The sequence below is a fragment of the Delftia deserti genome (assembly GCF_042653485.1).
In the GTDB taxonomy this organism is placed as follows: Bacteria; Pseudomonadota; Gammaproteobacteria; order Burkholderiales; family Burkholderiaceae_C; genus Comamonas; species Comamonas acidovorans.
The window spans coordinates 5,067,325-5,081,655 of record NZ_JBHSIH010000001.1; the positions used below are offsets into that span (position 1 = coordinate 5,067,325).

13 protein-coding genes are annotated in these 14,331 nt (G+C 62.3%); 12 read left to right on the plus strand and 1 reads right to left on the minus strand.

What is annotated here, in order from left to right:
• Nucleotides 1-332: 332 nt before the first annotated feature.
• The 11 genes from ACFPFG_RS24065 to ACFPFG_RS24115 all read left to right on the plus strand — a co-directional run bounded on the left by ACFPFG_RS24065 (nt 333) and on the right by ACFPFG_RS24115 (nt 11,594).
• Nucleotides 333-1,412 (plus strand): pilus assembly protein PilM, encoded by a 1,080-nt coding sequence (locus ACFPFG_RS24065; protein ID WP_034347621.1) that lies wholly within the window; start codon nt 333-335, stop codon nt 1,410-1,412.
• Nucleotides 1,409-2,020 carry a PilN domain-containing protein gene (locus tag ACFPFG_RS24070; protein WP_183019456.1) on the plus strand — a complete coding sequence of 204 codons (612 nt, stop codon included), beginning with the start codon at nt 1,409-1,411 and terminating at the stop codon, nt 2,018-2,020. The genes ACFPFG_RS24065 and ACFPFG_RS24070 overlap by 4 nt, the downstream gene beginning before the upstream one ends.
• A complete protein-coding gene (locus ACFPFG_RS24075) occupies nt 2,020-2,700 on the plus strand; it encodes a type IV pilus inner membrane component PilO (protein ID WP_197955157.1) in 681 nt (226 codons plus the stop codon). The genes ACFPFG_RS24070 and ACFPFG_RS24075 overlap by 1 nt, the downstream gene beginning before the upstream one ends.
• Complete coding sequence (locus tag ACFPFG_RS24080; RefSeq protein ID WP_197955159.1) at nt 2,697-3,245, plus strand: pilus assembly protein PilP; 549 nt, start codon at nt 2,697-2,699, stop codon at nt 3,243-3,245. The genes ACFPFG_RS24075 and ACFPFG_RS24080 overlap by 4 nt, the downstream gene beginning before the upstream one ends.
• Nucleotides 3,242-5,392 (plus strand): type IV pilus secretin PilQ, encoded by a 2,151-nt coding sequence (gene pilQ, locus ACFPFG_RS24085; protein WP_197955161.1) that lies wholly within the window; start codon nt 3,242-3,244, stop codon nt 5,390-5,392. The genes ACFPFG_RS24080 and pilQ overlap by 4 nt, the downstream gene beginning before the upstream one ends.
• 22 nt (nt 5,393-5,414) lie before the next feature.
• Entirely contained in the window at nt 5,415-6,857 is a 1,443-nt protein-coding gene (locus tag ACFPFG_RS24090) for an Ig domain-containing protein (RefSeq protein WP_197955164.1), read from the plus strand.
• 63 nt (nt 6,858-6,920) lie between these two features.
• Nucleotides 6,921-7,451 carry a shikimate kinase gene (locus tag ACFPFG_RS24095; protein ID WP_183019451.1) on the plus strand — a complete coding sequence of 177 codons (531 nt, stop codon included), beginning with the start codon at nt 6,921-6,923 and terminating at the stop codon, nt 7,449-7,451.
• Nucleotides 7,452-7,580: 129 nt separating this feature from the next.
• A complete protein-coding gene (gene aroB, locus ACFPFG_RS24100) occupies nt 7,581-8,699 on the plus strand; it encodes a 3-dehydroquinate synthase (RefSeq protein ID WP_197955166.1) in 1,119 nt (372 codons plus the stop codon).
• A 64-nt stretch (nt 8,700-8,763) separates the two neighbouring features.
• Nucleotides 8,764-9,942, plus strand: coding sequence for a deoxyguanosinetriphosphate triphosphohydrolase (locus tag ACFPFG_RS24105; RefSeq protein WP_183019449.1), 1,179 nt, complete (start codon nt 8,764-8,766; stop codon nt 9,940-9,942).
• A 138-nt stretch (nt 9,943-10,080) separates the two neighbouring features.
• Complete coding sequence (locus ACFPFG_RS24110; RefSeq protein WP_183019448.1) at nt 10,081-10,698, plus strand: DUF1415 domain-containing protein; 618 nt, start codon at nt 10,081-10,083, stop codon at nt 10,696-10,698.
• Nucleotides 10,695-11,594, plus strand: coding sequence for a class I SAM-dependent methyltransferase (locus ACFPFG_RS24115; protein ID WP_183019447.1), 900 nt, complete (start codon nt 10,695-10,697; stop codon nt 11,592-11,594). The genes ACFPFG_RS24110 and ACFPFG_RS24115 overlap by 4 nt, the downstream gene beginning before the upstream one ends.
• Before the next feature lie 7 nt (nt 11,595-11,601).
• Here the strand turns inward: ACFPFG_RS24115 and ACFPFG_RS24120 are convergent, their stop codons facing one another.
• A complete protein-coding gene (locus ACFPFG_RS24120; protein ID WP_183019446.1) occupies nt 11,602-12,711 on the minus strand; it encodes an MBL fold metallo-hydrolase in 1,110 nt (369 codons plus the stop codon).
• A 192-nt stretch (nt 12,712-12,903) separates the two neighbouring features.
• On the opposite strand from ACFPFG_RS24120, the gene ACFPFG_RS24125 reads away from it, so the two are divergent.
• Nucleotides 12,904-14,316 (plus strand): alkaline phosphatase, encoded by a 1,413-nt coding sequence (locus ACFPFG_RS24125; protein WP_197955168.1) that lies wholly within the window; start codon nt 12,904-12,906, stop codon nt 14,314-14,316.
• Nucleotides 14,317-14,331 lie beyond the last annotated feature (15 nt).

Genomic DNA, 14,331 nt, shown 5'->3' on the forward strand with positions numbered 1-14,331 from the left:
TTCTCGGGAGTCTGAAGACGGCATGTCGCAGGGAGTGCTGAGGAGTGCCGCATTATAAAAATGCGTGCCCCAGAAGGTCGGTAGGAGACGGCTGCACACGGTTGCCAGCATGGCCGCAAGCCCCGCATCCTAAGCCAGGCGTGCAGGCCGACATGCAAGCAGGGGTGCATTCATGTCGCATTTGATGGCCCGCAACAATGTCTGTTTTTGGCCACTACCGCCAAGCGTGCTCCGGCAGGCATGGTGAGTTGCGCGCAGTCTTGCTGATAGCATTCAACCTATATGTGAAGGTTTGTTGCGTTCTTTACATACACAAGAAGAGGGAGGGCAAGTTGATTGCTATGGGATCCTTATTCAGTCGCCAGCCCGCACCTTTGCTAGGCATCGACATCAGTTCTTCGAGCGCCAAGCTCGTTGAGCTGTCTCGTGCCAAGTCGGGCGAGCTGTTGCTGGAGCGCTGTGCCATCGAACCGCTGGAGCGGGGATGGATCACGGACGGCAACATCGAAAAGTTCGACGAAGTGGCAGAGGCTGTGCGGCGACTGGTCAAAAAAAGCGGCACGCGGACCAAGAACGTGGCCATGGCCTTGCCGGCCTCGGCCGTGATCACCAAGAAGATTTCGCTGCCGGACGGCATGAGCGAGCAGGAATTGGAGGTCCAGGTCGAATCCGAGGCCAATCAGTACATTCCTTTCTCGCTCGATGAAGTGAGTCTGGACTTCTGTGTCATAGGCCCGTCATCGAATTCACCCGGCGACGTGGACGTGCTCATTGCCGCATCGCGCCGCGAGAAGGTCCAGGACCGCCAGGGCCTGGCCGAGGCGGCCGGCCTCAAGCCGATGGTCATCGACATCGAGCCCCACGCCTCCCGCATGGCGGCTGCACGGCTGATCGAGCGCCTGCCCAATCAGGGCAACAACGCCCTTGTCGCCTTGTTCGAGTTGGGCGCCATGACGACCAGCATGCAGATCCTGCGCGACGACGAGGTGCTGTATGACCGGGACCAGGCTTTTGGCGGCGCACAGCTGACGCAACTGATTGCGCGCCAATATGGTTTCTCGCTCGAAGAGGCCGAGTCCAAGAAGCGCAGCGGCGAACTTCCGGAGGACTACGCCTCCGCCGTGCTCAAGCCCTTTGTGCAAAGCATGACGCAGGAAGTGTCGCGCGCACTGCAGTTCTTTTTCACCAGTACGCCCCACAACCGCATAGACCACATCCTGCTGGCCGGCGGCTCGGCCCCACTTTCCGGCCTGTCCGAGGCCATCACGCAGCAAACGGGTTTTGCCTGCAGCCTTGCCAATCCCTTTGATGGAATGGAAGTCGGCAGCGGCGTGCGCCTCAAGCGCATGTCGCGAGAGGCCCCTGCCTACCTGACCGCCTGCGGACTGGCCATGCGGAGGTTTGTCTCGTGATCCTGATCAATCTGCTTCCTCACAGAGAAGCAACACGAAAGCGCCGCAAGGAAGCATTCCAGGCCACCATGGTCTTGTCTGCCCTGGTGGGGCTTTTGATCATTGGCGTGGTGTACTGGTGGTACCAGATGATGATTGAGGACCAGCAGGCAAAGAACAGCATGCTGCGTGCCGAGATTACCGTGCTGGAGTCCCAGATCAAGGAAATTGCCGGGCTGGAGGATGAAATCACGGCCCTGCGCGCTCGGCAGAAGGCCGTGGAAGATCTGCAGTCCGATCGCAATCTTCCGGTGCACATGCTCAACGAGCTGGTGGCCCAGTTGCCCGATGGCGTCTATATCACCAGCATCAGGCAGGATGGTCTGGTCGTGACCATGCAAGGTACGGCGCAGTCCAATGAGCGGGTGTCTGAAATGCTGCGCAATCTCTCGGAGGGGACACCCTGGATTTCAAAGCCTGAACTGGTGGAAATCGTGGCCAAGACGGTCAATGTCACGCCCAAGGACCAGCGCCGCGCTGCTGCGTTCAATCTGCGCTTTCTACTGACGCGCGCCAGCGTGGCGGAAAAGAACCTTTCGACGCCGGCCAACCCAGGAAAACCCCAGTGATGGCCAAGAAGAAAAAGAAAGACATCGACTTCTCCGCACTGCAGGAGAACATCCAGCGCCAGTTCCGTGGCCTCGATCCCAATGACCCGTCGCGGTGGCCTGTGCTGCCGCAGGCGCTGTTGTGCGTGGCCATTGCGCTGGCCGTGGCGGCCGTGCTTTGGTATGTGCTGATCATGGACTACGAAGACACCCTGGAGCAGGAGCGCAATACCGAGGTCACGCTGCGCCAGGACTTCAGTCAGAAGCTGTCCAAGGCCGTCAGCCTGGATGGCCTGAAGAAGCAGCGAGAACAGGTCCAGCAGTATGTGACGCAGCTGGAAAAGCAGTTGCCCAGCAAGGCGGAAATGGCGGCCCTGCTCTCTGATATCAATCAGGCAGGACTGGGCCGAAGCCTGCAGTTTGAAACCTTCCGGCCTGGCGCGATGGTGGTCAAGGAGTACTACGCCGAGCTGCCCATTGCTTTGAAGGTGACCGGGCGCTTTCACGACATCGGATCATTCGCCTCCGATGTGGCCTACCTGTCGCGCATCGTGACCTTGAACAATCTGTCGATCGTGCCCGTGGGCAAGGACGGAAGCGAGGTCCTGAGCATGGAGGCGACGGCACGGACCTTCCGCTACCTGGATGCCGACGAAGTGCAGGCGCAGCGCGCGGCTGCCGGGAAGGGCAAGAAGAAATGAGACACATGCGTTTCAGCGGCTTGCTGATGCTGACGGCCTGCCTGGCCGTCTCGGGCTGCTCTTCTTCTGATCAGGAGGAACTGCAGACCTGGATGGCCCAGGAAAGAGCCAATGCCAGGCCTCGTGTCAAGCCTTTGGAAGAGCCCAAGACTTTCACGCCCCAGGCCTATCTTGGTTCTGATGGCATGGATCCTTTCAATCCCATGAAGCTGATGCAGGTGCTGCGCAGGGAGTCTGCGCAGTCCAGCGCCAATACCACCCTGATCGCCTCCGAGCTCAATCGGCGCAAGGAACCGCTGGAGGCCGAGCCTCTGGATGCGATGACCATGGTCGGCAGTCTGGACAAAAAAGGCGTGCCTACGGCGCTTGTCAGGGTGGGGGCCTTGCTGTACCAGGTTCGCGCAGGAAATTACCTGGGGCAGAACTACGGCAAGGTTACCCGGATCACGGAGACGTCCATCCAGTTGCGGGAAATCGTCCAGGACGGCAGCGGAGACTGGATAGAGAGAAATAGCACACTGGAGTTGCAGGAGGGAAGGAAATGATGGGCACACATCGAAGCATGTTGCACAAGGCGCGCTGGGGAATCGCCGTAGGCGGTTGGCTGCTCGGCTCCATGGCATGGGCGCAGTCCGCGATAGAGTCGGTCTCCGGCTCGATTCAAGGGGGCACCGAGGTGGTGCGCATCGAGCTTTCCGAAGCGCTGGCAGCCGACCCTACGGGATTTGCGATCCAGTCCCCGGCGCGCATCGCACTGGACTTTCCTGGTGCCACCAATGGCACGGGCAAATCCGTGGTCGAGCTCAATCAGGGCAACCTGCGCTCCATCAATATCGTGGAGGCATCGGGCCGCTCCCGCCTGGTGCTGAATCTGAAGGCAGCGACTTCCTATCGTACTGAACGCCAGGGCAAGGCGCTGCTGATCCTGCTGGATCCGGTGGCAGCGTCTGCATCGGTGCGGTCTTCCGCGCAGCAGGGAGTGTTTGAAGCCAAGACGGCTGCTGGTAGTGACATCCAGCCTATTCGGGATGTTGATTTCCGCCGCGGCAGTGATGGTTCGGGCCGTATCGTCGTGGGCCTGAGCAATAGCCAGGTTGGAGTGGATCTGCGCCGCGAAGGCAAGGAACTGGTGGTCGATTTCCTGCGCTCCTCCTTGCCTGAAGGGCTGCGACGCAAGCTGGATGTCGGGGATTTCGGAACACCGGTGCAGACCATCTCATCGGTGCAGCAGGGTGAGTCTGTCCGCATGCGCATTGCCCCCGTAGGAGACTGGGAGCACAGCGCCTATCAAAGCGACAGCCAGTTTGTGATCGAAGTCCACCAGAAAAAGGTGGATGTGAGCAAGCTGACGCAGGGGCCTGGCTACAGTGGTGAAAAGCTCTCTCTGAATTTCCAGAACATTGAAGTGCGGTCGCTGTTGCAGGTGATCGCCGATTTCACGAACTTCAATATCGTGACCTCGGACACGGTTTCCGGGGCATTGACTTTGCGCCTCAAGGATGTTCCCTGGGATCAGGCGCTGCAGATCATCATGGATGCCAAGGGCCTGGGCATGCGCAAGTCCGGCTCGGTGCTCTGGATTGCACCCAAGGATGAGATTGATGCCCGTACCAAGCGTGACTACGAGGCTGCACTGGAGATTCAGAAGCTGGAGCCGCTGAAAACCCAGGGCTTTCAACTCAATTACGCGAAAGCAGTCGATATTCTTCAGCAGATCAGCGCAAATTCTCGCGGCGGTGGGGCGAGTGGAGCTTCCACCAGATTCCTGTCTGAGCGTGGCTCTGCGATTTCTGAGCCCCGAACCAATCAGTTGTTCGTGACCGATACACCTACGAAGCTGGAGGAGATGAAAGTGCTCCTTGCAACGCTTGACGTGCCTGTTCGGCAGGTGCTGATTGAAGCCCGCATTGTTGAAGCCCGCGACACATTTGGCCGTGCTCTGGGTGTGCGTCTTGGCGGGGGGGATTTACGAGCTCAGCGCGGTGGCGATGGGGGATACAGCATCGGTGGAGACAATCGTGTAGCGATCGGGACGGGATTTGATAATGCCAATGCTTCCGCTGGCGCAAGCGGGCAATCTGTGAATACATCTGGAAGCTTTGTTAATCTGCCTGGAAGGCTCTCAAACGTTGCGAACTCAGGAACGTTTGCCATGTCGATATTCAATGCTGCTGCGAACCGATTCCTGACACTTGAACTTTCTGCTATGGAATCCGACGGTCAGGGCAAGATCATTTCCAGCCCGAGGCTGGTGACGGCCGACCAGACCAAGGCATTGATCGAGCAAGGTACTGAGTATCCGTATTCTGTGACGGCGCCTAATGGCGCGACGACCATTGCCTTCAAAAAGGCTGTTCTGAAGTTGGAGGTCACGCCTCAAATCACTCCTGAAGGCGATATCATCCTGGACCTGGATGTCAACAAGGATTCGCGTGGCGAGAGCACGCTGCAGGGTGTCGCCATCGATACCAAGCATGTGCGTACCCAGGTTCTTGTTCAGAATGGCGGAACTGTTGTGATTGGTGGCATCTTCGAAATGGAGGAGACCAACACGGAAAACAAGATTCCCTTTTTGGGTGATGTCCCTGTACTCGGTAATCTTTTCAAAAGCCGCGTGAGAGAGTCCCAGAAACGGGAGATGCTGGTATTTATTACGCCGAAGATGCTGGCTGACATCCGAAGTGCTCGTTGAATGTAGTAGGAGATTGATAATCATGCAAAAAATCATGTTCGGTGCCATGCTGGCACTCGGTCTGGCCGGGTGTGGGGGTGGTGGAGGGAGTGCTGGTGAGACTAGTCAGCCTTACACCATTTCGTTGCGTGCGGATAAAACGCAGCTTCCGGTGAATCTGGGAAATACTGGTCCTAATATTGGTGCGGATGCAGCATATACAACAACGATGTATGTCGAGGCGCGGCAAGGGAGCATGCCGATTCCTGGCGGAGACGGTATTTTCCAATGTGCGGTGACTGCAGGCCTTGATTCAGCAGTTCTGTATTATCTGGACGGAACGGATAAGAAGGACGATAAAGGAGTTCTATCGCCCAGCCGCTCCATTGTGCTGGGTTCCAACTCTGGCAGTGCCACTTTCCATTTGCACGCAATCGACAAGGCCGGTGTGGCAAGCGTGACCTGCACGGTGACGGATCCTCGTGACAAGCGCCAGGTGAGTGCTGTTGCCAGCGTCACTGTCGGCGGTGCAGCGCAGGGAATTCCCGCCAGCACGCTGGCCGTGACCCAGACGCCTGGCTATCTGGGCTCCCGAGACAACCTCTCCAATCTGCGCAACAACGTCGCATTGGAAGTGAAGGTGGTCGACGACCGCAATCAGCCGGTCACTGGCACCAGTCCCAATGTGCAGGTTCGGATTTTGCCCAGCTCGGCTTATGAAGGTGCGCGCCTGATCTCTGGATCCAAGGCTGGCTCTTCGTTGCAAGTCAATTCGCTCAACGGCATTGCACAGCTGTCGCTTTCCAGTGGACCCGATAGCGGCGCCATCGTGCTGGAAACGACCGTGGACCGCCGGGACAACGATGTCAGCAATGGCATCCAGGATCCCATCAGGGCCTATACCGTTGTGGGTGTCTACCATGAGATCGCCAAGACGCCTCTGGCCCTGGCTGATGGCTTGAGCATTTCGGGTGTCAAGGACCAACCTCTGGTGTACGGCTTTGCAGCAACAGGCGGCATTCCTCCTTATCGCTGGTCGACACTGGGTGGTGTTCCAGACGGTATGCGCCTGAGCAGCGACGGCGTGCTGTCCGGTACGCCGACCGTGGTCGGAACCTTCAACATGCTGGTACGTGTGCAGGACGCACAGGACACCGTGGTTGACAAGACCGTGACCGTGATCATTGCAGCCAAGGCACCTCTGGCCTTCACGGCGCCTACCATCTCTGGCGTCCGTGATGTGGCCCTGGCATACGCACTGTCGGCAACCGGCGGTAGCGCTCCCTACACGTGGGTGAGTCTGGGTGGCACTCCCGAAGGGCTGGCGTTGTCCAGCGACGGCATCTTGTCGGGTACTCCAACGGCGGATGGCACCTTCAACATGATCGTGCGTGTCACGGATGCCGACAACACTGTGATCACGAGGAACATGACCATCACGGTGGCCAAGCCGGCAACAACGCCCACAACGCCCACAACGCCATAAAAGTTCTGCCAGGTGGCCATGGGAGATAATTTCGATTTCCCATGGCCCATGCGGTAACAGCAGATGGATGTTTCAGGCTTGGTAACCCGGGTGGCCCTGATCGGCCTGCCCGGCTCCGGCAAATCGACCATAGGGCGCCAGCTGGCGCGCCTGTGGTCGATGCGTTTTGTGGATGCGGATCATGTGGTCGAGCAGCGCATAGGCTGCAGCATCCGGGAGTTTTTCGAGCGCGAGGGCGAGCAGGCTTTTAGAGATATGGAGTCGCAGGTCATTGACGAGCTGTCGGCCTCCACATCCAGCCTGCTGCTGTCCACGGGCGGCGGCGTGGTGCTGCGCGAGCAAAACCGCCGCCATCTGCATGCACGCACCCAGGTCTTCTATCTGGACTGCACGCCGGAGGACATCGCCGCTCGGCTGCGCAACGATGTGACGCGGCCCTTGCTGCAGGTGGAAGACCCGGCGCTGCGCCTGCGGGAGCTGCTGCTGCAGCGCGAGCCGCTTTATCTGGAGACGGCTCACTTCGTGATCCAGACATCGGGTCTGTCTGTGGCGCAGGCCGCCCAGCGCATACGCATGCAGGCGGAACTGGCCTGAGCACAGTCAGGTGGAACGCCAAAGGCCTCGGCACTTGCCGGGGCCTTTTTCTTTAAGATCGGCGGTTGCCGGGCGCGCTGCCGTGTCGCGCAATTCCTTTCACTCTTTTTGCCTTGGAGCGACACCATCTTGCCCACCGCTTCCTCCTTGCCTGCCGCCCAGGTCGTGACCATAGACCTGGGTGACCGTTCCTATCCGATCACCATCGGCACCGGCCTGCTGGACCAGGCCGCGACCTATGCCGCCCTGCCTGCTGCGGCCCAGGCCGTGATCGTCAGCAATGATGTGGTCGCGCCGCTCTATGAACCCGCACTGCGCCGCGTGCTGGAACAGCGCTACCGCAGCGTGCGTACCGTGGTGCTGCCCGATGGCGAAGCCCACAAGGACTGGCAGACGCTGAACCTGATCTTTGACGACCTGCTGTCCGGCGGTTGCGACCGCAAGACCGTGCTGTTCGCGCTGGGTGGCGGCGTCATCGGCGACATGACCGGCTTTGCCGCTGCCAGCTACATGCGTGGCGTGCCGTTCGTGCAGGTGCCCACCACGCTGCTGTCGCAGGTGGATTCGTCGGTGGGTGGCAAGACTGCCATCAACCATCCTCTGGGCAAGAACATGATCGGTGCCTTCTACCAGCCGCAGCTGGTGGTTTGCGACCTGGCCTCTCTGGACACGTTGCCGGCGCGCGAGCTGAGCGCCGGCCTGGCCGAGGTCATCAAGTACGGGCCGATCGCCGACATGGACTTCCTGGCCTGGCTGGAGGAGAACATGGATGCCTTGCTCGCCCGCGACCGCACGGCGCTGGCACATGCCATCAAGCGCAGCGTGGAGATCAAGGCCTGGGTAGTGGGGCAGGACGAGAAAGAGGCTGGGCTGCGCGCCATTCTCAATTTCGGCCACACCTTCGGGCATGCGATCGAAGCCGGCATGGGCTATGGCAACTGGCTGCACGGCGAAGGCGTGGGCGCCGGCATGGTCATGGCGGCCGAGCTGTCGCAGCGCCTTGGCCTGGTGGATGCGGCCTTTGTGCAGAGGTTGCGTGTGCTGGTCGCGCGTGCGGGCCTGCCCGTGCGTGGCGCCATCCTGGACGAAACCGACAATGCCGGGCGCTATCTGGAACTGATGCGCGTGGACAAGAAGTCCGAGGCGGGCGAGATCCGCTTCGTGCTCATCGACGGCCCTGGCAAGGCCATCATGCGTTCGGCACCCGACGCGCTGGTGCGCGAGGTCATCAACGCCTGCTGCGCCTGATCCGCAGTGCGGGGGCCAAGCAGGAACTGCTAGAGTGGCCTCGTCAGCATGATGAGGCGATCGAATGCAGAAACAGGCCCTGGCCCCCTATGCCTGCAACCCGGCGTTCAGCCGGGGTAGGCGTTTTGCGGAAGCACCCGCGCCCACGCGCAGCGACTTCCAGCGCGACCGGGACCGCATCGTGCATTCCTCGGCTTTCCGGCGCCTGGTCTACAAGACCCAGGTCTTCGTCAACCATGAAGGCGACCTGTTCCGCACGCGGCTGACGCATTCGCTGGAGGTGGCCCAACTGGGCCGCTCGGTCGCCAGGTCCCTGCAGCTCGACGAGGATCTGGTCGAAGCCATCTGCCTGGCCCACGACCTGGGTCACACCCCCTTCGGCCATGCGGGCCAGGACGCGCTCAATGCCTGCATGCAGCCGCATGGCGGCTTCGAGCACAACCTGCAAAGCCTGCGCGTGGTGGACCGGCTGGAGGAGCGCTATCCGGCCTTTGACGGGCTCAACCTGAGCTTCGAGACGCGTGAGGGCATTCTCAAGCACTGCTCGCGCACCAATGCCGAACACCTGGAGGCGCGCGAGCCCGGTGGCGTGGCACAGCGTTTTTTGCTGGGCCGGCAGCCTTCGCTGGAGGCCCAGCTGTGCAATCTGGCCGATGCCATTGCCTACAACGCCCATGACGTGGACGATGGTGTGCGCTCCGGCCTGATCACCATGGCCCAACTGTGCGAGGCCGTTCCCTTGTTCGCGCGCTATCACGATGCAACGCTGGCCGAGCATCCTCAGCTGGGCATGCCCCTGGCCGAGCGGCGCCTGCTGTACGAAAGCATCCGCCGCATGCTCAGCGACCAGGTCTATGACGTGATCGCCGCCACGCAGCAACGCATTGCACAGGCACGGCCCTGTTCGGTCGATGAGGTGCGCGCACAGGCTGGCCCCCTGGTGGGCTTCAGCGATACCATGAGGCAGCAGTCGCTGCAGCTCAAGCAGTTCCTGTTCCGCAATCTCTATCGCCATGAACAGGTGATGAAGACCATGGATGGCGCGCAGCAGGTCGTGACCGAGCTGTTTGCGGCCTACATGGTGGAGCCCGATCGCATGAAGCCGCGTTTCGTGCAGCGGGCCATGCTGGCCGAGGATGTATCGGCGCGTGCGCGGGTGGTGGCCGACTTCATCGCCGGGATGACGGATCGCTACGCTGCCCGGGAGCATGAGCTGCTGACAGGCCTGCGCCTGCTGGGCTGAGAAATCCGAGCACCGGCATCGCCCGGGCGGCGCGGCTAGAATGCGGACCCTGCGTGACAGGGCAGGGAAGGGTTCCTGGACGGTTTCGCAATGTCTGGGGGCGCAGTGCCCCCGTTCGCATTTTTGAAGGGCACAGCCATGACCGATACCAACCACGAGATTCGCGCGGCCGAGTTTCCGCCTGTCACCGTGATCGAGGATACGGTGCACTGGCTCGAAAAGGCCGTGATCGGCCTGAACCTGTGTCCCTTCGCCAAGGGCGTGCACATCAAGGGCCAGATCCACTACACGGTCAGCCAGGCCACCGACGCCGAGGGCGTGGCGGCGGACCTGCACCGCGAGCTGGAAGCCCTGGCCGAGGCTTCGCCCGACAAGCGCGACACCACGCTGCTGATCCTGCCGCACGCATTGCAGGACTTCCTGGATTTCAACGACTTCCTCGAAGTGGCCGACGCCATGGTCGAGGAACTGGACCTGGGAGGCATCCTGCAGGTGGCCTCGTTCCATCCGCAGTTCCAGTTCGAGGGCACCGAAGCGGACGACGTCACCAACTGCACCAACCGCTCGCCCTATCCCACGCTGCACCTGCTGCGCGAGGACAGCATAGACAAGGCGGTCGAAGCATTCCCCGAGGCGGAGTCCATCTACGAGCGCAACATGGAGACGCTGGAGAAGATCGGCATCGAAGGCTGGCTGGACCTGGGCGTGGGCGCGCGCTGCCCCGTGGTGCATGCAGCCAAGGGCGCAGCCGAATGAAGGCGCGCCAGGGCAAGCCTGCCGCGAAACCCGAGCAGGATGTGACCGAGCAGCTGGGCCTCAAGCCCGGCCAGTCCATCGAACTGCTCAAGGCGCTGCACATCCTCACGCGCGAAGGCAAGATCAACCAGGACTCGCGGCGCAAGCTCAAGCAGGTCTACCACCTCTACCAGTTCATCGCGCCCATCCTCGAAGAACTGTCGGCCGACGACCATGCGGTCACCCTGGCCGACCACGGTGCCGGCAAGTCCTACCTGGGCTTCATCCTCTACGACCTGTATTTCAAGCCGCTGGGGCGCGGCCACATCTACGGCATAGAGACGCGCGCGCCGCTGGTGGAGGCGTCGCAGAAGCTGGCCGCCGAGCTGGGCTTCGACCGCATGGGCTTTCTCAACATGTCGGTGGCCGAATCCACGCATGCCGACTTCATGCCTGCGCAATTCGACGTGGTCACGGCCCTGCACGCCTGCGACACCGCCACCGACGACGCCATCGCCTTCGGCCTGGAGAAAAAGGCCAAGGCCATGGTGCTGGTGCCCTGCTGCCAGGCCGAGGTCGCTGCCTGCCTGCGCCAGACCAAGGCGCTGAGCCTGACGCGCACGCCCCTGGCAGAACTGTGGCGCCATCCCATACACACGCGTGAAATGGGCAGCCAGCTCACCAACGTGCTGCGTTGCCTGTACCTGGAAGCCTGCGGCTACCAGGTCACCGTGACCGAGCTGGTCGGCTGGGAGCACAGCATGAAGAACGAGCTGATCATTGCGCGCCATACCGGGCAGAAAAAGCGCAGCTCGGCCGAGCGGCTGCATGCCCTGCTGGCGCAGTTCGGGCTGGAGCAGACGCTGGCGCACCGCTATCCTCATCTGCCGGCCCCCGCACAGGCCGTTCCCGCCTGATCGGTTCCTAGCCGATCGCTGCGGCACCGGGCATCGCCCGGTACCAGGCAATCCCCTCACCATCGATGCTGCGCTCCACCTGCCCTGCATGCATCAGGTGGTTGAGGCAGGCCAGGCTTTCGCCCGTGGCCATGCCCAGCAGGGCGGGGCTGGATTCGCTGATGGGGCGTGAGAACAGTGCGCCGAAGACATCGACGGCGCGACGCGGTTCGGCCAGTGCGGCCAGCAAGCGGGCGTTGGCGCGTTCCTGGCCTGCCGCCAGTGAATCGATCCGTGCATGCAGGCCCCGAAAGCAATCGCCATGCGCGGGCAGGACGAGCACATCGTCGGGCACTTCGCGCCTGACCTTTTCCAGAGACTCCATCCAGTCGGCCATGGGGTTGGCGTCGGGTTCCATGGCATGCACCGAGACGTTGGACGAGATGCGCGGCAGCACCTGGTCGCCCGAGATCAGCAGCTTGAGATCGGGGCAGTAGAGGCTGGCGTGCTCGGGCGAGTGGCCGCTGCCGACCACCACGCGCCACAGGTGTTTTCCTATGTGCAGTTCCTCGCCATCGCGCAGGCGGCGGTAGCTGTCGGGCAGGGCGTGGATGTGCTTGCCGAAGTTGCCGAAGCGGGCGCGGTAGGACTCCAGTGCGCCCTCGCTCCAGCCGGCGCGGCGGTAGAAGGCGATGGCGTCGGGCGGCGCCTCGCGGCTGCAGTCCGAAACCACGACGCGGCAGTTGAGGTACTCCAGGCGCGTCATGTACAGCGGCACATGGAACTTGCGCGTCAGCCAGCCGGCCAGGCCCACATGGTCGGGGTGCATGTGGGTGACCAGCACGCGCGTCAGCGAGCGGCCATCGGTGGATTGGGAGAACAGCGCGCGCCAGGTGGCCACGCCTTCGTCGGTGCGCGCGCCGGTATCGACGATGGCCCAGCCCTCGCCGTCATCGATGGCCCAGAGATTGATGTGGTCCAGCGCATAGGGCAGGGGCATGCGTATCCAGAGCACGCCGGGTGCCACCTCCAGCGTCTGCCCGCGCTGCGGTGGCGCCTCGAACGGGTAGTCGAGCACCGGCTTGGGCGGCGCATCCGTGGCGTGCGAGGCGATCGGGGCTTGGGCTTTCTGGTCCATGGGGTTCCTTGTTCAGTCGCGCGGGTGGCCGGGTGCTCCCCGGCTGGCAGCGCATCCCCGCAACGATACGCCTGCCGCTGCTGCCTTGCTGTCACGGGCTCGTCACAGGCCGCTCCTACAGTGCACGGGTCAATCAACAGGGGGAGGGCGCGGCCGTGCTGCGGGGTCCCCTGCCTACAGAGGGATATCCGCATGAAATTGAAGATGTTGTGCAGCGCGCTGGCTGGTGCCTCGCTGCTGTTGAGCGCCTGTGGCGGCAGTGACGGTTCGTCCGCAGCCGCTCCGACCAAGAACGTGCTGTTCTTCCTGGGCGATGGCATGGGCATCACCACCATGACGGCCGCACGCATCTACAGCGTGGGCGAAGACGGTGAGCTGACCATGGACAAGCTGCCCGAGACGGCCTTCGTCCACACCTTCTCGAACGACGCCCAGGTGACGGACAGCGCGCCCTCGATGGCCGCCTACATGACCGGCGTGAAGATGAACAACGAAGTCATCTCCATGACGCCGGACACCAAGGCCACGGACGCTGCGGGCAAGGCCTATCACACCAACTACGACAGCACCTGCCCCAGCGGCAACGGCCAGGCCGTTCCCACGCTGCTCGAGCAGATGAAGTCCGCCGGCTACGGCACGGGCGTGGTCTCCACCGCGCGCATCACGCATGCCACGCCGGCAACCACCTATTCGCACGTCTGCCACCGCGATGCGGAGAACACCATTGCCGCGGCCCTGGTGCCCGGCGGCTCAGGCTACAACAGCAAGCTCGGCGACGGCGTGGACGTGATCCTGGGTGGCGGTTCCTACTACTTCACGCCCAAGGCCGACGGCGGCCGCCGCAACGACAGCCGCAACCTGATCGCCGAGTTCAAGACGCAAAAGTACAGCTACGCCGCCAACAAGAGCGAGTTCGACAAGCTGCCCGTGGACGGCAGCAAGATCGCCGGCCTGTTCACCAAGGACCACATGGCCTATGACCTGGACCGCGATGCGACCAAGGAACCGAGCCTGGCCGAGATGACGGGCAAGGCCATCGACGCACTGTCGGCCAAGAAGAAGGGCTTCTTCCTGATGGTGGAAGGCGGCCGCATCGACCATGCGCTGCACGCCACCAACGCGCGCCGCGCGCTGCAGGACACCGTGGCCTTCGACAACGCCATCCAGACCGCGCTGGACAAGATGGCCAAGCTCGATCCGGGCCTGAAGAACACGCTGATCGTCGTCACGGCCGACCATGACCACACGCTGCACCTGAACGGCTATGCCGCGCGCACCGGCAAGACCGAGGCCGGCAAGCCCGGCGTGCTGGGCCTGGTCAAGAACTACGTGGACGGCAAGGCCTCCACCGATGTGGACGGCAATCCCTACACCATCCTGGGCTTCGGCAACGGTCCCAGGCGCCTGGCCACGCGGGGTCCCATCGACGCGGCCTCGCTGGAAAGCCCCGACTACCTGCAGGAGGCCGTGGTGCCCCTGGCCTCCGAAACCCACGGCGGCGGCGACGTGTTCCTGGGCGCGCAAGGCATGGGTGCCGATACGTTCTCGGGCGTGATCGACAACACCACCGTCTTCACGCTGATCAAGAAGAGCATCGGCTTGTGATGCCGCACGCTGCAA